This is a genomic window from Zobellia nedashkovskayae (genome assembly GCF_015330125.1).
Taxonomy (GTDB): Bacteria; Bacteroidota; Bacteroidia; order Flavobacteriales; family Flavobacteriaceae; genus Zobellia; species Zobellia nedashkovskayae.
In genome coordinates, this window is sequence record NZ_JADDXR010000002.1 from 3,790,497 (window position 1) to 3,810,563 (window position 20,067).

Below are 20,067 nucleotides of genomic sequence, written 5' to 3' on the forward strand. Positions count from 1 at the left end.
CAAAATAAACAGATGAAAAATTTTACATTAAAGACATTTTTGATTGTTATGACATTTGTGGGTTTTACCGCCTGTAATGAAAAGAAGCAAAAGGTTGAAGAAAAGGAACCGATGGTTACCTATGATGAACCAGAATCTAAATTGCCCATAGACCGATTGAAATTACCAAACGGATTTAAAATTGAGGTTTTTGCGGATAGTATTGATGGCGCTCGTTCCATGGCCATGGGGGATGATGGTACTTTGTTCGTGGGAACAAGAAATGAAAAGAAAATTTATGCCATTCAGGATCGCGATAAAGATTTTAAAGCGGATAGAGTAATTGAACTTGATACCACATTAGAGTCGCCTAACGGTTTAGCTTTTAGAAATGGATCACTTTATGTGGCAGATGTAAGCAAGCTTTTTAGATATGATAATATTGAAGCGAATTTAGATAGCGTACCAGAGCGAACAGTAATTTATAATGATTTTCCAGAGCCGTTTCATCATGGGTGGAAGTACATAGCTTTTGGTCCTGATGATAAATTATATGTACCCGTAGGTGCACCTTGTAATATTTGCGATTCTACTGCAGTAGATGAGCGTTTTGCTACGATTTCCCGTATGGACCCAGACGGAAGCAATCGTGAGGTTTATGCAAGGGGAGTTCGTAATACCGTAGGTTTTGATTGGCACCCAGAGACCAAAGAAATGTATTTTACGGATAACGGTAGAGATATGATGGGTGATGATATTCCTCCTTGTGAGTTAAACCGAGTTACGGAAGCTGGCCAACATTTTGGCTTTCCATTTTGCCATGGTGGGACTATTCCGGATCCTGAATTTGGTAGCCAACGCCCATGTTCGGATTTTGTAGCGCCTGTTCAAACCTTAGATGCGCATGTGGCTCCTTTGGGAATGAAGTTTTATACAGGAGATATGTTTCCGGAAAAATATAAGCAGTATGCCTTTATTGCGGAGCATGGTTCATGGAACCGTTCTAAAAAGTCTGGGTATAAAATTTCTTTGGTGAAAATAGAGAATAACGAAGCCGTGTCTTATGAAACTTTTATAGAAGGTTGGTTAGATCAGGAAAGCCAAGAAGCTTTTGGTAGACCAGTAGACATACTGCTACTTAAAGATGGTTCGCTTTTAATTTCCGATGATTTTGGTGATGCTATTTATCGTTTGAGTTATGATGATGGGGAAAGCCAAGTGGCTAGTTTAGAGTAGATGGTTAATTAAAAGTTTATTGTACGTGCTAATATAGCTCAACAATTCTAATCGATTTGAGAAGTAATCCAAAACATATAGTAAAGCAAAATTTATTGTTTCCCATTGGGTTACTGGTTTTTATGGCAGCTATTATATTTGGATTTATAATACTCACTTATGAGTTGGAGGTACCTCTTGTGATCAAGTTTATTTTTATTGGAATCCCATTGGTTGTAGTTGTCTTCCACTTTTTACAACGTATATTTTCATGGGAGCTAATACTCTACGAAAATATTGTTGAAATCAGCAAACCTTTTGGACAGAATAAAAATAGTCGAAGGAGAATTAATTATGGAGAAATAAGAGAAGTTGACTTTTTACAAGGGCGTAAGCTGTTGACTAGTATGAAAATCTTCACCAATTCTGGAAAAAAATACAACGTGCTTCTGGATAATAGTTTTATGGAAATTTCAAAAATATTATTTTCTCTAGAAAATTCTGGAGTAACTGTTAGGCTCAATTGTGACAATAGAACTAAGAGAAAACTAAGAAAGTTAAGGGAAAAAAATGTTTAGAAAATGGTTTGAAATAATAAGGAAAGACTCACTGCTAAAAGTTAACATCTTCATACATCCTGTAAGCCAAAATTCCATTCAAATATGAAAATAACCACAAGCACTCTCAATGATATTCCAGAAATATTTAGGCTGTATAAATTGGCTACGGATTTTCAAAAAGTAAAATTCCCCGATAACCAGTGGCCTGAATTTGAAAAAGACTCTATAACAACAGAAGTTGTTGAAAACCGACAATTTAAGCTCTTAATTGACGATAACATAGCTTGTGTTTGGGCCATAACCTATGGTGATCCATAAATCTGGGAAGAGAAAGATAATGGCTCATCTGTCTTTATTCATCGTATAGCCACCAATCCTGAGTATAGAGGAAAGAATTTTGTACAAGCCATTGTAGCTTGGTCGAAAGACTTTACCGCAAAGGAAAACAAACAATACATTAGAATGGATACTTGTGGCAAGAACGATAAACTGATCAATCATTATAAAAGTTGTGGTTTTGATTTCTTGGGCATGAAGAAATTAAATAATACTTCAGATTTACCATCTCACTATCATAACGCAGATGTTTGCTTTTTTGAAATCAATTTAAATAAAACAAAAGAGTAATACACACCAGTAGATTTATCCATCAAACTAAACCAAATGAAACAAAGTACAAACCACATTCTTATTTTGTTAACCCTTTTTATTTCTATTTCTGCCTTTGCACAGGATTCCGTTTTTCCGGAATACGAGGTAAAAGAATTTTTATTTCAAGGACATGATGCCAAGGTAGTTTTTCCGAACAAAGCGAACTCAAATAATTATTGGATTTGGAGAGCACGCTTTTGGGGTGCTGAGCCACAAGTAGATAAAGCTCTTTTGGAAAAAGGATTTCATGTGTTGTATGTAGACGTTGCCAACTTATTCGGGAACGATGAAGCAGTGCAATTATGGAATGACTTTTATAAATTTTGTGTTTCGGAATACGGACTTAATCAGAAAGTGGTATTAGAAGGATTGAGCCGTGGAGGTTTAATTATTTATAATTGGGCGTCACAAAACACGGATAAGATTTTCAGTATTTATGCAGATGCACCCGTATGTGATATTAAAAGTTGGCCAGGAGGAATGTTCAGCGGCGAGGGAAATCCTAAAGCGTGGAAACTTTGTTTGGCTGCGTACGGACTGGACTCGGTTTCGGTTAAAAGTTTTGAGGGTATTCCTATTCATACGGGCATAAATGTTGCAAAAGCAGGTATTCCTGTAATTCACGTTTATGGAGATGCGGATGTTGTTGTTCCTTTTGAAGAAAATACGGCATTGCTCAAAGAGAATTTTGAAAAAGCAGGAGGCACCATGAAACTCATCAAAAAAGAAGGAGTTGGTCACCATCCTCATAGTTTGAAGGACCCTAAGCCTATTGTAGACTTTATTTTGAAAAGTATAAATTATACGGAATAACGAGTGTTGATACTTGCGTTCGGATTAAAAAACGAAAACTGAAATCAATATAATTTGGTAAGACCTCAATGAAGAACTGTATAAGTTTATTTTGGGTAAAACATCAAAAAATTAAGAGGGTTATTCGGCAAAACCAAGATGCTTACGCTAGCGCAAAAAAGATTTAATACAAGGGCGTTTAGCAACCTAGAACAGGACTATTCAAATGCATAAGTTAACAACAGATCTATATTTGGAGCCTATCACCATAGCTGAATATCAAGAGCTATATGATTTAATGTGTAAAATATATCCGCCTGCTTATGCACATTTGTGGCCGGACAAGGGAGCTTCGTATATAAGCAGTATATACGCTAAAGAGAATTTAGGTAGGGAGCTTGGTCAGCTAAATTCCGAATATTTTTTCATCACCTATAAAAATGAAAAAGCGGGAATTTTAAAAGTACTTTTAAATGAATCTTTGCCTACTGCCCATACTGTTAATGGAACCAAACTACAACGTATTTATTTAGGCCAGTCTCTGCAAGGTAAAGGTATTGGCAAAACGCTTATCCTTTGGATTGAGCAGGTATACAGAAACACGGAGAAATCAATTTTATGGCTAGAAGTTATGGATACACAACATCAGGCACTTCGGTTTTATGAGAAGTTAGGTTTTAAGAAGGTGAGTAGTTTTAGTTTTGATTCGGAATATATGTATGAATCTATGAGGGGCATGTACCGAATGGCTAAAGAAATTTGAGAATTTTACTTCCTCAATAGAGAAGTAAAAAATTAGTTCCATGCTATTAGTATACTTCCGCAAGAAAATTAAATCACTCTTTGTAACCAAGGTAACTGTGGAGACTTTGATTGTGAAATACCTTCGTACCATTATTAATTATAAACATAAACGTAATGGAACAAAATCAAGAATATGAGACCATCAGCATGCCAAGAATAGGAGATGCTGCACCAGAATTTAAAGCGGTAACAACACAAGGAGATATCAATTTTCCTGCGGATTATAAAGGGAGTTGGGTTATTCTTTTTAGCCACCCTGCCGACTTTACACCGGTTTGCACTTCTGAATTTATGACTTTCGCCTCCATGGAAGATAAATTTAATGAGGCAAATTGTAAGCTTGTAGGACTTTCTATAGACGGTTTGTACAGCCATATAGCGTGGCTACGTACTATAAAGGAAAAAATAGAGTACAAGGGAATGAAAAATATTGAAGTTACCTTTCCTTTGATTGAGGACATTAGCATGAATGTAGCTAAGAAGTACGGTATGATACAGCCCAATGAAGATACCACAAAGGCAGTAAGGGCAGTATTTTTCATAGACCCTAAAGGAATTATTAGAACTATGATTTACTATCCTTTAAGTTTAGGAAGAAATTTTGACGAATTATACAGGGTAATAATTGCTTTACAGGCAGCCGATGAATTTGATGTGGCAACTCCTGCTGATTGGCGCCCTGGCGACGATGTTATTGTTGGTCCCGCAGGTTCTTGTGGTACAGCTCAAGATAGAATGCAAGATGATGATATTGATTGTAAGGATTGGTTTTTCTGTACCAAGAAATTAGATAAAGATATGGTGCTGAATAGAATATTGAAAAAGAAGTTAGTAGCGGAAGTATAGCTTAAAATTTGTACTTAAAAAAAGAGGGTGCTGGTTTCAAAACCAACACCCTCTTTTTTTAGTTATATAGAAGCGTAGTGCTTGTACGTTTGCTTGATAGTAAATATCCTTATATTTAAATTTTTGTATAAAAAAAACATCATTTTAAATTAATCTGTATTTTTTAGAATTACAGAAGGGTATAGCGTAAGACCGTAATAAAAAACTATGTTTAAAAAAGTAGGTCCAGGGGTATTGGTAGCGGCAGCATTTATAGGTCCGGGCACGGTTACCGCCTGCACGTTGGCTGGAGTTGAGTTTGGCTATGCACTTTTGTGGGCTATGCTTCTTTCCGTAATCTCCACCATTATTTTGCAAGAAATGTCGGCTCGTTTGGGCATCGTCACCCAAAAAGGCTTGGCAGCTGTTATTAAGCAAGAATTAAAGACGCCTTGGGTAAGAAATACGGTCATCACCATTGTTCTAAGTGCCATCGTTATTGGTAATACTGCTTATGAAGCCGGTAATATAGGAGGGGCATCATTAGGACTGGAAGCCATTTTTGGAGAGCGGTTCATACCTTTTTATCCTTGGGTAGTTGGCTTTTCTGCATTTGTTTTACTCTATATAGGGGATTATAAAGTGCTAGAAAAAGTATTGGTTTCTTTAGTACTTGTTATGAGTCTTTCTTTTTTACTTACGGCCATAATCACTAAGCCCGATATTTTAGCTGTATTAAAAGGAGTGTTTGTGCCATCTGTTCCTAAGGAAAGTATATTAACGATTATAGCTTTGGTGGGTACCACTGTAGTTCCTTACAACTTGTTTTTACACGCTTCTTTGGTAAGTGAAAAATGGAAATCGCCCAATGATTTAAAAGCAGTTAAAAAAGATACCTACATATCAATTGCAGTTGGAGGATTAGTATCTATGTCCATTATCATTGCCGCAACAACAATTCAAAGCGGTGAAGTAAAAAGCGTGATGGATTTAGCCAAGGGTTTGGAGCCGCTTTATGGCAATGCTGCTAAATATTTTATGGGGATTGGGCTTTTTGCGGCTGGAATAACCTCGTCTATTACAGCCCCATTGGCAGCAGCCTATGTAGCAAATAGTTGTTTTGGTTGGAATGTTGGAATGAATCATATTAAATTTAAAATGGTTTGGATGGTTATTGTAGTCATCGGAGTTGTTTTTATGTCCTTAGGTATTAAACCCATAGAAATTATAAAATTTGCTCAAATAGCGAATGGCATCCTGTTACCAGTAATTGCAATTTTTTTGCTTTGGGTGGTGAATAGAGTGGCTGTTATGGGTAACTACAAGAATACGGTGCTACAGAATATTTTGGGAAGTGGTATTATTATTCTCGCTATACTATTAGGAGCTAAAAGTATTTTTAAGGTGATTGGCATTTTTTAGCAGCGCTGTCTATTCTTATAAAGTCAGTACAATCCTTAGCTATAGGGTATAAATGTAATTTAGTGTTAATTTCATTGCAACTTAATTTTTAATCTTTTTTGCTTACAAGTTGACTCCAAAATATATCGGTAGTGCAAAGTATCGATTTTTCACGTTTACGTAACCAGTTACAATTAAATTATTATATTTACGTAACCAGTTACGTATAATGGAATGAATGATTTTTTAACAGAGATTGAATTTGCAGGATTAAACAGTAGAATAAAACGGTTGAGTGATGAGATACTATATAGTACCAGAGATTACTATAAGACCATGGGATTGGATATTGAACCCAATTGGCACTTAATTTTTCTGTTGTTAGAGAAATATGAGTCTATGACCATAACGGACATATCAAAAGAATTAAGAATGTCGCATCCCGCTTGTGTGAAAATCATAAATAAAATGAAGAAGAAGGGGTACGTGAATTCTAGAACGGATGATAATGATTTACGCAAACAATTATTGGAGTTGTCCGAAAAATCATTAAAACAGCTTCCCGTTTTTCGGGAACATTGGAATGCGGGCGCAAAGACCACCGAAGATTTGATGGAAAATAGTCCTCATTTTATTGAAGAGTTAAAAGAGATAGAATTACGAATAAGCGAAAAAAGTTATAAAGAAAGAACCTTAAAACATTTAAATTTGAAATGAATCTGTTTGCTGAAATACTAGGATATATTGCAATTGCGACGGGCTTCTTCGCAGCTACAAAAAAAGAAATGGGGGCATTTAGAATATGGCACCTAATTTCTAGTTTTTTCTATATTATTTATGGGTTTTTCTTAGAATCCGCACCATTGATTATTGCAGGAGTGGTCTTCTGTATTATTCACGTGTATCACTTGTATAAGATGAAAGGCAATCAAATCAATAAACCTCAGAAGACACAATAGGGCAGATGTAATTAGATTTCTTATTTTTAGGTGAAATTGCGGGACTATTGATTTAAAAATCAAAAGTCCTGTTCAAATCTTTTTAGTTTGAAGCTAGATACACAAGCCATATGGATTGACCTAAATGAAGAACTGTACAAGTTTATTTTGGGTAAGGTTAAAGATGAACAAACGGCTAAAGATATTCATCAAGAAGTTTTCTTAAAGATTGAAACTAAGATTTATCAACTAAAACATTCTTCAAAAATTACTTCTTGGGTGTATACAATTACTAGGAACACCATTATTGATTACTTCCGCAAAGCGAAGAATCAAAACATAGCCATAGGTGATTTGGATATTCCGGAAACAGCACGCGACAATTTTGAATATGCGAATTTATCCAATTGCATCAATTCAAAAATAGATAGTCTTTCCGCAGAACATAAGGAAGCAATTGTTTTAACATCCTTTAAAAACTATTCTCAAAAGGAACTCGCTAAACATCTAAAAATCTCTTATTCCGGAACAAAATCAAGAGTTCAAAAAGCCCGAGAAATTTTGAAAGATAATATATTGGACTGCCCTAATGTTGTCTCCGATAGTTCTGGAAAAATAATCGATTTTGAAAAGAATGAAGATTAGCTACGTCTTTTTCCTTTTCATTCCGTCTATAAGTTGTAACCCAATACATAGATACAATGAACACTTCAAAAAAGAAAGTAACAGTACAGATTCTTAATGCCTTTGCCGAAAACGGAAAAGGAGGAAACCCCGCAGGAGTAGTGCTCAATGCAGATGAACTCACTGCAAAAAACAAATTAGAAATAGCTAGAAAAGTAGGTTTTTCTGAAACCTCATTCGTTTCGAAATCCAAGACAGAAGATTTTAAGTTGGACTTCTTTACGCCTAACAAACAAATAGCCCATTGTGGCCACGCCACCGTAGCTACGTTTTCATATTTAAAACAAATAGGGGCCTTAAAAAGCGATAGATCTTCCAAAGAAACCATTGATGGAAGCCGGAAAATTAAGATGATAGGAGACTTGGCTTTTATGGAACAATTGGCTCCAAAATATTTAGATGTTAGTCATAAAGAAAGTGATATTCTAAAATCCTTGGGGTTAAGCAAGACTGACCTTGTACTGAATGCTCCAATCCAATTAGTGAACACGGGAAACTCATTTATACTAATTCCGGTAAAGAGCAAAGAGATACTAAAAAGCATAGTTCCAGATTTAAAACTAATAACTGAAGTCAGTAAGGAATTTGATTTGATAGGCTATTATGTATTTTCCACGGATATGGAAAGTACAGCATATGATGCTACTTCAAGAATGTTCGCACCCAGTTATGGAATTGAAGAAGAAGCAGGAACAGGAATGGCTGCCGGGCCGCTTGCCAGTTATCTGTTTGACGTTTTGAAAATAGAGCAGAGCAGTTTTAAAATCCAACAAGGAAAATATATGAAAGTACCTTCGCCTAGCTTAATTGTAGTAAATCTACAGATTGAAAAAGATGAGATAATGGGCTTGATGGCTGGAGGAGTAGGGTTGCTTCAACGTGAAATAGAGATTGATATTTAATAATAAACCACCTTACACTAGAAATGTAAGGTGGTTTAGTTGTGAACACTCCAAAGTTTTACTCGATAATCGAGATTAAATGCTCCGAGGCTTGTCTCGAAATCAAAATGTATCCTTTTTAATGCTTCATGGACTTGTCCCGAGGTAGTTTACTTCGTTGTTATTTCGCCCATTTGGATGACTTCAAAATTGTTTAGGGTAACTTGTTTTAACGCTCTAAGGTCGTCATTATCCCAGTTTTCATCTGGTGCACCGGATATGAACATATTTGACCCAACATCTGCTAGTATCAACCCGTATTTTTTCATGGCTTGAAGAATTATTTTATTTGTTTCAGAAAAATCACTGGTATCAAATGTCGATTTTAGTCTTAAAACAGCACCAAAAGGTAATAATTCATCGTTTGTATTGCCAGAAACTAAATGACGTGCCGGATGTATATACCCCTCATAGATTTTAGATCTAGGAATGGTGAGCCTAATGGGGTGGTCTATTTCTCCTTTTTCAATTTCACTATACCTAACTAGTAATGGGAAAATTGGTAAACCTGCCGCATCTGCTGATGTCCATCCATCTGGCCTAAAGGTGTTTGCATTTAAATCAAAGACAGCAGCACTTGCCACTTCAAAACCAGTACCAACTTGTTTTGAATAAAATAATTCATACAACATACCATTTTCTATATCTACAGAAATAACATGACTATCTCCTTTTCCATTACCTTCAATTGGAGCATCTAGGGGAATAGGAAAAGGCCCCTTATCGCTTTCTGAAGGATAACCGTTTTCACTAAAAGAAATAGGCACATTTTCTTGGCTACCATCAACTACAACATAAGGTATGCCAATTGGAGCATCATTGTACAAACCACTACCAAAATCAGGAAAAAGCCCAGAATTTAAACCTATATTTTCTAGTATGATATCTGAATGTGGGTCTACAGGGCTATTGGTAACCTCTTTATTTAATGGATGATTTGATGGAAAAATCTGAATGTTCTCTGCACTAGATAGTTCAACTGATCTATTAGATAGCTCATTTGATTCACTATCATCAATTAGAATTGTATCTGACTCCGATGAACAAGAAGTAGCAAGTATTACCATTGGTACAATTAAAAGACATTTTAGGTTAAGCAAATATTTCATAATTATAGATTTTTTTTGGTACGGTTTGATGGAGTAGTTTTTTATAATATGGCAACGTAAGATGTAAAAACGATTTTGTTAGCTAAAAGTCTTGCTCCTTGATTATTACTGGTGATGACGTTAGTTGAAAACTTCTTTCCTTATTCATTATTGTTGTATGGTTTAAAAAAAATAGAGTTAGTAAAATATAGTTGTGCAGTATTGAATAGAACTTCTAGAGACCTCATATTTTTTGGCGTTCTGATTTTTCGGAAATCTATTTATAAAAGTTCGTAAATTTTCAGTTCAAAAGAAGCATAAAACAAAACGTTATTCAAAATGGGTGATCGGCTTAGAAAACATATTGAGGAAGTAGTTCCTTTAAGTGATGACGAATATGCCTTTGTCCTGTCTCATTTCTCAAAAGAAGCCTATGGCAAGAATGATTTTATTATTCAGCAAGGAGAAACCGTAAACCATTGCTATTTTGTTATATCCGGACTTTTAAAATTGGTTTATAATGGTCTAGATGGAAAACAACATATTGTATCTTTTGCTATGGAAAATTGGTGGGAAAGTGATTTTGCCGCTTTTTTTACCCAAACAAAGGCTCAGATGTCATTGCAATGTATTGAGGAAACTCATGTGCTAAGCATTAGTTTAAATAATTATAACAAACTGGCCGCGGACTTTCCTAAAATGGAATATTTCTTTTTGAAGAAATCCAATGCAGGTCATATAGCTTCCCAAAGAAGAATTTTATCTTTTTTAATTTCAAGTGCCAAGGAAAGGTATGAACAACTGTTGGAACAATATCCAATACTATTTCAACGAGTTCCTAAAATGCTTTTGGCTTCCTACTTGGGCGTATCCCGCGAAACACTCAGTAGACTATAGACTATCCCATTAAACATTTTACTCAATAATCGAGATTAAATGCTTAAAGGCTTGCCTCATAATCAAAGTGTATTTCTTTTTATGTCTCGTGGACTTACCTCGAGGTTTCTAATTTTTTTTTTCATAATTGTGATGTTTGTCACACCATAGTGAGTACCGAAGTTTAAATCTTTGTAAAGCACCTAATAATTAAATAGGTGACCAATAAAAAAGGAATTTTAGTATTCGCGTTAGTGACCGTTACGTCGGTTTCCGCACAACATCAAGATCAAATGAAAAAAAGAATAGTTAATCCATGGAAATGGCAAAATGAAAGGAGTTATGTACAAGCTGTTGAAGTGACCAATACACAAGGAACACTCCATATATCTGGCCAGACTGCAATTGATGCAGATGGAAAATCTAGCACGGAGGATATGAAGCCGCAGTTGATAAAGGCAATTGAAAATCTAGAAAAGGTTATAGAAGAAGCCGGTTATGAATGTAGAAATATAGTTAGGTTAAACGTTTACACGACATCTACCGAAGAGTTTTTTAGATGCTTTGATGTGTTTCAAAATTGGACAAAGGAGAATAACGTGCAACAGGCAAGTACGGTCATTGAAGTGAAAGGCTTATTTGAAACTCTAAAAATTGAATTGGAAGCGACCATAGTTAAGTAGGGTTGCAATAACTCCAAGAGAAATATATAAAACAAAAAAAGCTTACCGGATACCGGTAAGCTTTCTTACTAATTGGGGGATATGCAATTAGTTTAAACTAGCCAAAAGTTTCTCGGCTACTAACTCAGATGATGCAGGATTTTGTCCTGTAATTAAGTTGCCATCTTGTAAAGCGTAGGCAGCCCAATCCTCACCTTTGGAGTAGATACCTCCATTTTCTTTCAATGCATTCTCTACTAAGAAAGGAACTACATCCGTAAGTTGAACTGCATCTTCTTCTGTATTTGTGAATCCGGTTACTTTTTTACCTTTCACCAAGAATTCTCCGTCTTGTCCTTTTACGCTTTTTAAAGCAGCAGGCGCGTGACATACAAAAGCAATAGGTTTTTTCTGTTCGTTGAACTTTTCAATCAATGCTATAGAATTAGCATCGTTCGCCAAATCCCATAAAGGTCCGTGACCACCAGGATAGAAAACCGCATCAAAATCATCGGCGTTCATATCAGCCAATACTTTGGTATTTTTGATTTTTTCCTGAGCTACAGCGTCTTTTTCAAAACGCTCTGTATCTGCAGTACTTGCATCTGGAGTATTACTACTAGGGTCAATTGGTGCAGCGCCACCTTTTGGTGTAGCTAAAGTAATATCAGCACCTTTGTCCAATAATGTATAATATGGATTTGCGAATTCTTCTACCCAAAATCCAGTTTTTTTACCTGTGTCTCCCAATTTATCATGAGAGGTTAAAACGAATAATATTTTCATCTTTTTTAAGTTTTTCAATTATTATTAATATGCCATTTTTACAATCTTCTCAGCATCCTGAGGTGTTAAAGCTTGGCGTTCGCCAAGACCTTTCCAACCACGATCGGTAAAACGTTGTGCAATTTTCTCAGCGGTACCTTCATACTTAGAAGTGTAGTCAGACAATTTGGTGTCAATACCTAACTCTTTAAAGAAAGCTTCCGTTTTTTCAATAGCAGCATACGCTTTATCATCAACACTTCCTTCGGTAATGTTCCAAACACGCTCTCCGTATTGAGCCAATTTTTCTTTCTTCGCCTCAAAGTTATATTTGTAATGACTTGGAGCCACTACTGCCAAAGTTCTTGCGTGATCAATTCCGTACATTGCCGTAAGCTCGTGGCCCATCATATGTACAGCCCAGTCTCCAGGAACACCTTGTTGAATAAGTCCGTTTAGTGCCATAGTACAGCTCCACATAAAGTTGGCTGCAGCCTCATAATCACTAGGGTCTTTAATTACTCTAGGAGCAATTTCTATAAGGGTCTGTAGAATACCTTCCGCAAAACGGTCTTGTAAAAGTCCGCCTGCTGGGTACGTTATATATTGTTCAAGAACGTGTGTAAACGCATCCGTAATTCCATTTACTAACTGTCTTTCTGGAATAGAGGTAATTACCTGTGGATCCAATACCGAAAATTGTGGGAATAGGGCAGGACCTCCAAAAGCTAACTTCTCTTGAGTTTCTTTTCTAGAGATAACCGTTCCCGAGTTCATTTCAGAACCTGTTGCAGGTAAAGTTAAAACCGTTCCAAAAGGCATTCCTTTTTTAATTGGCTCTCTTTTTTGCACGAAGTCCCATGGTTCATCACCTTCATAAACTGCAGCAGCAGATAAGAATTTAGTTCCGTCAATGACCGAACCACCACCAACAGCTAATAGATATGTAATATTCTCTTCCTTAATTACCTTTAGGGCATCCATAAGAACAGCGTATTCCGGGTTGGCAGGTATGCCACCAAACTCAACCACATTGGCATTGGCCAAAGCCGCCTTTACTTGGTCGTATACACCATTTTTTTTAATACTTCCACCACCGTAAAGCATTAATACCTTAGCGTCAGAAGGTATCTCTTCAGTTATTTTTTTGATTGTATTTTTCCCAAATATAATTTTGGTAGGATTCTTAAATTCAAAATTCGTCATAGTTCCTTTTCTTTAATTTTTACTTCGGTCGTTATATTTTAACGATCATTTTTCCTTTGTTTTTTCCATCGAATAAATCGATAAAAGCTTGAGGGATATTTTCAAATCCTTCAACGACGGTTTCGCTATAGGTTAATTTGCCTTCAGCCAACCAAGTGGATAAATGTTTCATAGCTTCAGGAAATTTTTCGCTATAGTTTGAAACAATAAATCCTTGCATTAGCGCGCTATTCTTAACCAAAAATGGTTGTACGCTAACACTTTTAGGAAGTTCTGTATTGTTGTATACAGAGATAGCGCCACAGATAATCATCCTTGCAAAGTGATTGATGTTGAACAACACCGCGTCCGAAATAGGACCGCCAACGTTATCAAAATAAACATCAACTCCGTTTGGCGCTGCTTTTGCAATAGCGGCCGTCATGTCTTCCGTAGTATTGTAATTAATGCCTTCATCAAAACCGAATTTTGATTTTAGCATATCTACTTTTTCATCGCTGCCCGCTATACCAATAACACGAAGACCCAATATTTTACCTATTTGGCCAACCACACTACCTACGGCACCAGCCGCTCCAGAAACCACAAGAGTTTCTCCTTTTTTAGGCTTACCAATTTCAGTAAGACCTAAATAAGCGGTTAAACCGGTCATTCCTAAAATCCCCAAATAAGTACTTAAGGGAGCTTTTTTACCATCAACTTTTGTAAGACCTTCACCATTGGAAACCTGTTGGGTACTCCAATTAAGCATTCCGGCAAGGTAGTCGCCGTTGTTAAATTCCTTGTGCTTAGATGCAATAACTTTTGCCACTACACCTGAATGAACAGGTTTGTTCAATTCAAAAGGAGGCACGTACGACTTAGCATCGCTCATTCTTCCTCTCAAATAAGGGTCTACAGAAACGTAAGTCGTCTCTAAAAGCAACTCACCATCTTTAATATCTAAAGGCGAATCATTTTCTACAAATTCGAAATCAGAGACCGAAGGTTTTCCCTTAGGTCTGTTTTTTAATAATATAGTTTTCATAGTAGTATTCTTTTTGTAATTAGTCCATTACGGTTACCAAGTCTTCAGTGCTTTTTCTCACCTTAACCAAATTTGCCAACCAATCTTCATCTGTTTTTCTGTAGCCGATTGGCAACAATACACAGCTACGTAAACCTTTTGCTCTTAGACCAAGAATTTCATCTACAGCATCTGGATCAAACCCTTCCATTGGTGTTGAATCTACGCCTTCAAAAGCAGCAGCGGTAAGGGCTTCTGCAAAGGCAATATATGCCTGTCTAGCGGCATGTTGATAGTTTACCTCTGGATCACGCTGTGGGTACATACCCAATAATTGTTGTCTGTAGTTTTCCCAACCTTCATTTTTAAAACCACGGATTTCATTAGTTAGGTCAAACATTTTATTAATACGCTCTTCAGTATAATTATCCCAAGCAGCGAAAACCAATAAGTGAGAACAATCTGTTACTACAGATTGGTTCCAAGCTACAGGCTTAATTTTCTCCTTTAATTCTTGATTGGTGACAACCATAATTTCAAAAGGCTGTAATCCGCTAGAAGTAGGAGCAAGGCGAGCGGCTTCTAAAATAATGTCCACTTTTTCTTGTGGTACAGTTTTACCGTTCATTGCTTTAGTAGCGTATCTCCATTTTAATTTATCAAGTAATTCCATTTCTATTTTATATTTAAGATGATCGTATTTATTTTTTTATACTGCTCCATGCAGACTGGTAAGCTTCTTCTAAGTGGCTTTCATTTAATTGAAAGCCGCCTCTCTTTTGTGCTATCATTAAAAACGACAGTGGGTTAATTGCATAGGCATATAATATGTAATCTGATAAGGGTTTGATAATGCCTTCTTTTTTACCACGTTCCCATAAATCCAATAAAGGTTGTAAGTGTTTAATGCCTTCTTGTCTGCTGGGTTCGTCTATCATAGGTGTGTTGTCACACTGTGCAAGAAACATGGCCTCTTCGCATTCTTTTAATTTAAAGTCTGCAATACGCTTCCATATAATTTCAAAACCTTCTTCAACTCCCATTTTAGGATTAAAGGTGGCAAACGCATATTCGGTGAAAGCAGCTTTTACTTCTATATATACTTGGTTAACCAAATCCTGCTTGTTCTCAAAATAGAGATATATAGTGGCAGGAGACACATTAGCCATTTTGGCAATCTTAGACATAGGCGCTGCATGGAACCCGCTATTGTTTACTAGCTCTATTGTGGCTTTCACCAATGCATTTCTTTTAATTTCGCTCTTTGTTAATTCTGCCATGATTTCTAATTCTGGTACAAAGATAAAAACAAAAATGAACGTTCATTCTTTTTTAACAAATGTTTAGTTTTTCAATTTTAATAGGGAAGGACTATCTACGATTTACTTTAGTAAATTTGTAGGTAAAGACTGCTGTAAAATATGGAAGTTTTAGAAAAACATAAACAATCAATTTAGTTAATATCAAGATTATGAGTGATAAGCAAGAATTGAGAATAGACACTATTTTATCCGAATTGAAGCAACCCAATATAGATTGGCAACACGTTTTAGAAAATGTAATTAGTGTTTTTGATTGTACTACCGGAACCATTCATTTTTTAGATCAAGAAACAAAATTGTTACAGATACAGGCGCACAAAGGAATTCCTCCTTTTTTAATACCAAAGCTGTCTACTATTCCTATTGGTAAAGGAATGGCAGGCATTGCCGCTGAACGTAAAGAAGCTGTAGAAATGTGTAACCTGCAGACCGATGATTCTGGCGTAGCGCGTCCTGCAGCCAAAGAAACTAAAGTGGAAGGTTCTATTGCCGTACCCATGTTACTAGAAGGACAACTTTTTGGAACCTTGGGTGTAGCTAAACCGGTATCTTACGATTTTACTGAGGATGAACGCAACAACCTTCTTAAAATTGGTGAAGCTATGAGTAAGGCTTTATTAGCCTAGTTTTTTGACTAAAGGGAAAATGTAAGCCCTAGTTTAAGGTTGGATGAACGATCACTTTCGGTAGTAGTCGAAAAACTGCTGTAAGAATAATTATATAAGGCAGAAATACTTAAATGACCCGTTAACGGCATTTCTGCTTTCAGTTGGCTGAGTACTCGGTGGTTGGCTATGTAGCGGTATAAGGGCTGAAAATATACTGTGCCCGTAAAATCCAATCTCGTTTTTGGAAATGCGTACGTTGCTGAAAGGTAACTACTGTTCCTATGGTTATTGAACTGCTCTTCTGTATCTTTTTGTATTTCTATTTCGTACATATAAGCGTTTCCAAAATAGAGTTTTGCATTATCTTCTGAAACTAATTTTAAACGAACACCGGCACCTACCAAACTCCTGTTTCGGATAGAAAGTAAGGTGTTATTTTGATTTTGAATAAAACTTTCCAGTCTAAAGAAATCCGTTATTTTATGGTTGTACCGCAAATGGAAAAAATAAGAATTCTGAAAATCTTCATCCTTACTCCGGATAAGATTATAGTTGCCAATAAAAAAAAATATTTTATTCAGATCTTTTGATTTTACCTGTGTCGTAATATTTGACCCAATTGCAAGAATATAGGCACCATTGTTATCCGTATAATTAAAGAGTAAATCACTTTTCAAAGCAAAACGAACGGAGTCCTTTTGCATACGTTGAGACTCAATATTAACCAACTGAGCGTTGGCATTATGAAAGAATAGGATGGTAAACCCTATGAATAATAAAAGTTTCATGCGGCAATCTATTTTTATCAAGCTGCAAAACTATTATATTCTAGTTGAAACTGAATTAACGGAGGCCAATTTATTTATCAATTGGCCTCACATCCTTTTCAAATAGCTTTATCTCGCAAATTAGTATAATAAAAGTGAGGTGTTAAACGTGGGCTAGCTCTGATCCTAAGATAGAAGCGGCCTCTTTTTCTATTTCATTCAACAGCTCTACAAAGTCGGCTTTTGAAGTTAACGGATTCATTACCGAACATCTAAGAGTACGTTGGTCCGCAATGGTAGTCTGTACTATGTAGAAATTTCCAGAGGCAACCAATCGCTTTCTAATATCAGCATTTAATGAATTTAGTTCAGCAATGGTCATCTCTTTATTAGGTACGTATCTAAAGTTTACAATATTAGATTCCGGTTCGTGTACCAAATCAAATTCTGGCTTGGCTGTAATGAGTTGAGCTAATAGTTTAGCAGAATCATAAAGCTTATTAACGTTCTTCTCAAAAATATCCATGCCATGGGTTTTAAGAATAAGATATACCTGAGCGGATAAAAAAGGTTTGCTGCACTCAAAAGTTCTTTTAGCAGAATTGTACCATTCTTCCGTTTCTGGAGAATCCCATAGATACTGAGCTCTCTGGGCAAACGTTCTGTAAATTTTGTTTCCTTCTTTGAACATCAATGCTGTGCTGAGAACGGGTGTCATTAACATCTTATGAAAATCTATGGCCACAGAATCAGCCTTTTCAATACCCCTTGCAAGATGTTGGTATTTTTCGGAAAACACTACGGCACCGCCGTGTGCACCATCTACATGTAGCCAAAGGTTATGAGCTTGGCTAAATTCTGCCAATACTTCTAAATCATCATAGGAACCAGTAGCGGTAGAACCGGCGCATCCAATAATGCAAAAAACATGAAGACCGTCGGCCTTGGCTTTATTTAAGTACTGTGGTAAAAGGTCCGTACGTATTTTAAAATCCTGGTCAACAGGAACTTTAATAATTCCTTTATCTCCAAGTCCTAAAATTCTAGCAGCCCAATCAATACAATAGTGGGCCTCTTCAGAAACAAGAACAGCAAGTTTTTCATTATGACCTTCTTCCCATACGTTATGTGGAGCCTTATCTTTTCTGGCAGCCAATAATGCCGTTAAATTCGCTAGGCTTCCTCCGGAGGTCATAATTCCCGAAGCAGACGAGCCATAACCCACTTTTTTTGCAGTGAAATCTGTAATTACACGTTCCATAGCATTTGATACAGGGCCCATTTCAAAAACACCAGTACTATTATTGACCAAATTGGTAACCAAACCTGTAAGCGCAGAAATAGGAGCAGGAACTGCCGTTTGATGTCCCATATACCTTGGATGTTGAGTTTGTTGTGATCGGTTAAGAAGAGTTGTTAGCGTTTGGATAGGGTTTGATTTTTGTTCCAAATCTTCCTGCCAGAATTGCAACTCGTCTTCTGGCGCATGGTTTGGATAGACCTTCTTTCCTTTTTTATGCTGTAAATCCCTAAAATGATCAGCAAGCACATCTATCAATTCTTTTCCTGTAGCTCTAAATTGTTCGGCATCGTATACTTCTGCTAAGCTTTGGCCTGAGGTCATAATAAATAATTTTTGTATTGAATAATATCCTATTCAATACAAATCTAGGTATCCTTAGTTATATATATAAATGCTTAATTTTGATAAACTAATAACAAATACGTATTACTGAAATGGATTTACAACACATACGTAGCGCAATACTTCTATCAAAAAAACTCAATTTTACGAAAACAGCAGAAGCTTTACATATTGTTCAACCAGCCTTAAGTCGTAAAATAAAACAGTTGGAAGAATCGATAGAATCCCCCTTGTTCATAAGAAATAAACGTAACGTTCAGTTAACAAATGCCGGAACATATTTTGTTGGTGAAATGGAGAAGTTACTGCTCCAATATGATTTTATTCTTAAACGGACCAAACAGATTCATAATGGGGAAGCAGGAGAATTAAAAATAGGATTTACGCATTCTGTAATGCAATCTATTCTTCCAGAAATTCTGATAGATATTCGTCAAAACTTGCCAAATATTAAAACTATTTTAAAAGAACTTAATAATCGCGATCAATATATGCGTCTGCAATCTGGCGAATTGGATATTGGTTTTGCCACTAACCCATTAGTACCATTGGGTCTAAAGAGCAAAGTTTTGCACATAGACAATTACGCGGTATTGGTTCCTAAGGGTTTTGATATGAGTAGAGTAGATAAAGATGGTTTTACTACATTTACAAAAGAGCCCTTTATTTTTCCATCAAAAACAGATGGCCCCAACTACGTGAATATTATAGAATCCATTTGTACGGGTGCTGGTTTTATACCCAATGTAGTACATGAAACCGATTCTGTTAGTACCAGTATTCGATTAATAGAAGCGGGCATGGGTGTTTCATTAGAGCCTATTTCGTCCATAAGGGGACTCAATTTACCTATCGATTTTTATGAATTAAAAGACACGCCTCAGAAAGCGCAGTTAACAATGATTTGGAATCCGAAACTAGAAACTGAACACCCAAAATTATTTAGTCTTTTACATACAATAAATTAATTATTAGCCGCATGGATGAGCTAGATTTAATCACTATTTTATGTTCAATAAACAAGTGCAAAAAATTGTAACTTTTTAGAAACTATTGTTCAAAACTGCGTTTTAAAATGCTTAAATATCGTATTGTTGTATGAATATTACTTAATAATGTGCCCTACTATTCGTTTTTTAGAGGTTTTAGTTTAAAAAATACCAGGTAAATTTTGATAAAAATTCAAGTATTAGGTATGAAAAAAGGAAAATAATGAGAGTTTTACTATTAAATCCTCAAATCAATCATGATTTAAGGGTTAAAATAGCCTGTGAAATAGCATAGCATACAAGAAATTATTTTTAAAACCTTTATTTATACATAAATTCATTT

Annotated in this window: 24 protein-coding genes; 16 read left to right on the forward strand and 8 right to left on the reverse strand. The window is 35.9% G+C overall.

The genetic code is table 11. The annotated features are described in order from the left end of the window. Window positions 1-12: 12 nt before the first annotated feature. From IWB64_RS15485 to IWB64_RS15535, 12 genes are all read left to right on the forward strand, one after another. Window positions 13-1,215: a PQQ-dependent sugar dehydrogenase gene (locus tag IWB64_RS15485; RefSeq protein WP_194534867.1), complete on the forward strand. Its 1,203-nt coding sequence runs from the start codon at window positions 13-15 to the stop codon at window positions 1,213-1,215. 122 nt (window positions 1,216-1,337) lie between these two features. After that, window positions 1,338-1,772: a YdbT family protein gene (locus IWB64_RS15490; protein ID WP_194534868.1), complete on the forward strand. Its 435-nt coding sequence runs from the start codon at window positions 1,338-1,340 to the stop codon at window positions 1,770-1,772. An 84-nt stretch (window positions 1,773-1,856) separates the two neighbouring features. Then, window positions 1,857-2,072, forward strand: a complete 216-nt coding sequence (locus IWB64_RS20595; protein WP_317171985.1) for a hypothetical protein — start codon at window positions 1,857-1,859, stop codon at window positions 2,070-2,072. Continuing rightward, the gene (locus IWB64_RS20600; protein WP_317172001.1) at window positions 2,073-2,381 is read left to right on the forward strand and encodes a GNAT family N-acetyltransferase; all 309 of its coding nucleotides are present in this window, start codon (window positions 2,073-2,075) and stop codon (window positions 2,379-2,381) included. Between the two features lie 36 nt (window positions 2,382-2,417). Then, window positions 2,418-3,218, forward strand: coding sequence for an alpha/beta fold hydrolase (locus IWB64_RS15500; protein WP_194534869.1), 801 nt, complete (start codon window positions 2,418-2,420; stop codon window positions 3,216-3,218). 205 nt (window positions 3,219-3,423) lie between these two features. Beyond that, window positions 3,424-3,960, forward strand: coding sequence for a GNAT family N-acetyltransferase (locus IWB64_RS15505; protein WP_194534870.1), 537 nt, complete (start codon window positions 3,424-3,426; stop codon window positions 3,958-3,960). 155 nt (window positions 3,961-4,115) lie between these two features. Then, window positions 4,116-4,847 (forward strand): peroxiredoxin, encoded by a 732-nt coding sequence (locus tag IWB64_RS15510; RefSeq protein WP_194534871.1) that lies wholly within the window; start codon window positions 4,116-4,118, stop codon window positions 4,845-4,847. A 207-nt stretch (window positions 4,848-5,054) separates the two neighbouring features. Continuing rightward, window positions 5,055-6,248, forward strand: a complete 1,194-nt coding sequence (locus IWB64_RS15515) for an Nramp family divalent metal transporter (RefSeq protein WP_194534872.1) — start codon at window positions 5,055-5,057, stop codon at window positions 6,246-6,248. A gap of 213 nt (window positions 6,249-6,461) precedes the next feature. Next, window positions 6,462-6,944: a MarR family winged helix-turn-helix transcriptional regulator gene (locus tag IWB64_RS15520; RefSeq protein ID WP_194534873.1), complete on the forward strand. Its 483-nt coding sequence runs from the start codon at window positions 6,462-6,464 to the stop codon at window positions 6,942-6,944. After that, window positions 6,941-7,186 (forward strand): YgjV family protein, encoded by a 246-nt coding sequence (locus IWB64_RS15525; protein WP_194534874.1) that lies wholly within the window; start codon window positions 6,941-6,943, stop codon window positions 7,184-7,186. The genes IWB64_RS15520 and IWB64_RS15525 overlap by 4 nt, the downstream gene beginning before the upstream one ends. Window positions 7,187-7,273: 87 nt before the next feature. Further along, window positions 7,274-7,810 (forward strand): sigma-70 family RNA polymerase sigma factor, encoded by a 537-nt coding sequence (locus IWB64_RS15530; RefSeq protein ID WP_194534875.1) that lies wholly within the window; start codon window positions 7,274-7,276, stop codon window positions 7,808-7,810. Window positions 7,811-7,866: 56 nt separating this feature from the next. Further along, window positions 7,867-8,751 (forward strand): PhzF family phenazine biosynthesis protein, encoded by an 885-nt coding sequence (locus IWB64_RS15535; protein ID WP_194534876.1) that lies wholly within the window; start codon window positions 7,867-7,869, stop codon window positions 8,749-8,751. Between the two features lie 149 nt (window positions 8,752-8,900). Here IWB64_RS15535 and IWB64_RS15540 read toward each other — a convergent pair whose 3' ends face one another. Continuing rightward, window positions 8,901-9,899, reverse strand: a complete 999-nt coding sequence (locus IWB64_RS15540; protein ID WP_226975911.1) for a hypothetical protein — start codon at window positions 9,897-9,899, stop codon at window positions 8,901-8,903. 318 nt (window positions 9,900-10,217) lie between these two features. Here IWB64_RS15540 and IWB64_RS15545 point away from each other — a divergent pair, with 318 nt between their 5' ends. Both IWB64_RS15545 and IWB64_RS15550 read left to right on the forward strand, forming a co-directional pair. Then, on the forward strand, window positions 10,218-10,775 hold the full coding sequence (locus tag IWB64_RS15545) for a Crp/Fnr family transcriptional regulator (protein ID WP_194534877.1): 558 nt from the start codon (window positions 10,218-10,220) through the stop codon (window positions 10,773-10,775). 272 nt (window positions 10,776-11,047) lie between these two features. After that, on the forward strand, window positions 11,048-11,437 hold the full coding sequence (locus IWB64_RS15550) for a RidA family protein (RefSeq protein WP_194534878.1): 390 nt from the start codon (window positions 11,048-11,050) through the stop codon (window positions 11,435-11,437). Window positions 11,438-11,524: 87 nt separating this feature from the next. Here IWB64_RS15550 and IWB64_RS15555 read toward each other — a convergent pair whose 3' ends face one another. Genes IWB64_RS15555 through IWB64_RS15575 form a run of 5 tightly spaced genes read right to left on the reverse strand, consistent with a single transcriptional unit; the run spans window position 11,525 to window position 15,673 of the window. Then, window positions 11,525-12,202 carry a type 1 glutamine amidotransferase domain-containing protein gene (locus IWB64_RS15555; RefSeq protein ID WP_194534879.1) on the reverse strand — a complete coding sequence of 226 codons (678 nt, stop codon included), beginning with the start codon at window positions 12,200-12,202 and terminating at the stop codon, window positions 11,525-11,527. 24 nt (window positions 12,203-12,226) lie between these two features. Beyond that, on the reverse strand, window positions 12,227-13,387 hold the full coding sequence (locus IWB64_RS15560) for an iron-containing alcohol dehydrogenase (RefSeq protein WP_194534880.1): 1,161 nt from the start codon (window positions 13,385-13,387) through the stop codon (window positions 12,227-12,229). Between the two features lie 31 nt (window positions 13,388-13,418). Further along, a complete protein-coding gene (locus IWB64_RS15565; protein WP_194534881.1) occupies window positions 13,419-14,414 on the reverse strand; it encodes an NADP-dependent oxidoreductase in 996 nt (331 codons plus the stop codon). A gap of 19 nt (window positions 14,415-14,433) precedes the next feature. Then, on the reverse strand, window positions 14,434-15,066 hold the full coding sequence (locus IWB64_RS15570) for a nitroreductase family protein (protein WP_194534882.1): 633 nt from the start codon (window positions 15,064-15,066) through the stop codon (window positions 14,434-14,436). Between the two features lie 28 nt (window positions 15,067-15,094). Next, complete coding sequence (locus tag IWB64_RS15575; RefSeq protein ID WP_194534883.1) at window positions 15,095-15,673, reverse strand: TetR/AcrR family transcriptional regulator; 579 nt, start codon at window positions 15,671-15,673, stop codon at window positions 15,095-15,097. 191 nt (window positions 15,674-15,864) lie between these two features. On the opposite strand from IWB64_RS15575, the gene IWB64_RS15580 reads away from it, so the two are divergent. Then, window positions 15,865-16,341 carry a GAF domain-containing protein gene (locus IWB64_RS15580; protein ID WP_194534884.1) on the forward strand — a complete coding sequence of 159 codons (477 nt, stop codon included), beginning with the start codon at window positions 15,865-15,867 and terminating at the stop codon, window positions 16,339-16,341. 8 nt (window positions 16,342-16,349) lie between these two features. On the opposite strand, the gene IWB64_RS15585 is transcribed toward IWB64_RS15580, so the two are convergent. Then, window positions 16,350-17,111 carry a DUF481 domain-containing protein gene (locus tag IWB64_RS15585; RefSeq protein WP_194534885.1) on the reverse strand — a complete coding sequence of 254 codons (762 nt, stop codon included), beginning with the start codon at window positions 17,109-17,111 and terminating at the stop codon, window positions 16,350-16,352. Window positions 17,112-17,253: 142 nt separating this feature from the next. After that, window positions 17,254-18,714: a pyridoxal phosphate-dependent decarboxylase family protein gene (locus IWB64_RS15590; RefSeq protein WP_194534886.1), complete on the reverse strand. Its 1,461-nt coding sequence runs from the start codon at window positions 18,712-18,714 to the stop codon at window positions 17,254-17,256. Between the two features lie 113 nt (window positions 18,715-18,827). Between IWB64_RS15590 and IWB64_RS15595 the strand changes: the two genes are divergently transcribed. After that, window positions 18,828-19,703, forward strand: a complete 876-nt coding sequence (locus tag IWB64_RS15595) for a LysR substrate-binding domain-containing protein (RefSeq protein WP_194534887.1) — start codon at window positions 18,828-18,830, stop codon at window positions 19,701-19,703. Window positions 19,704-20,067 lie beyond the last annotated feature (364 nt).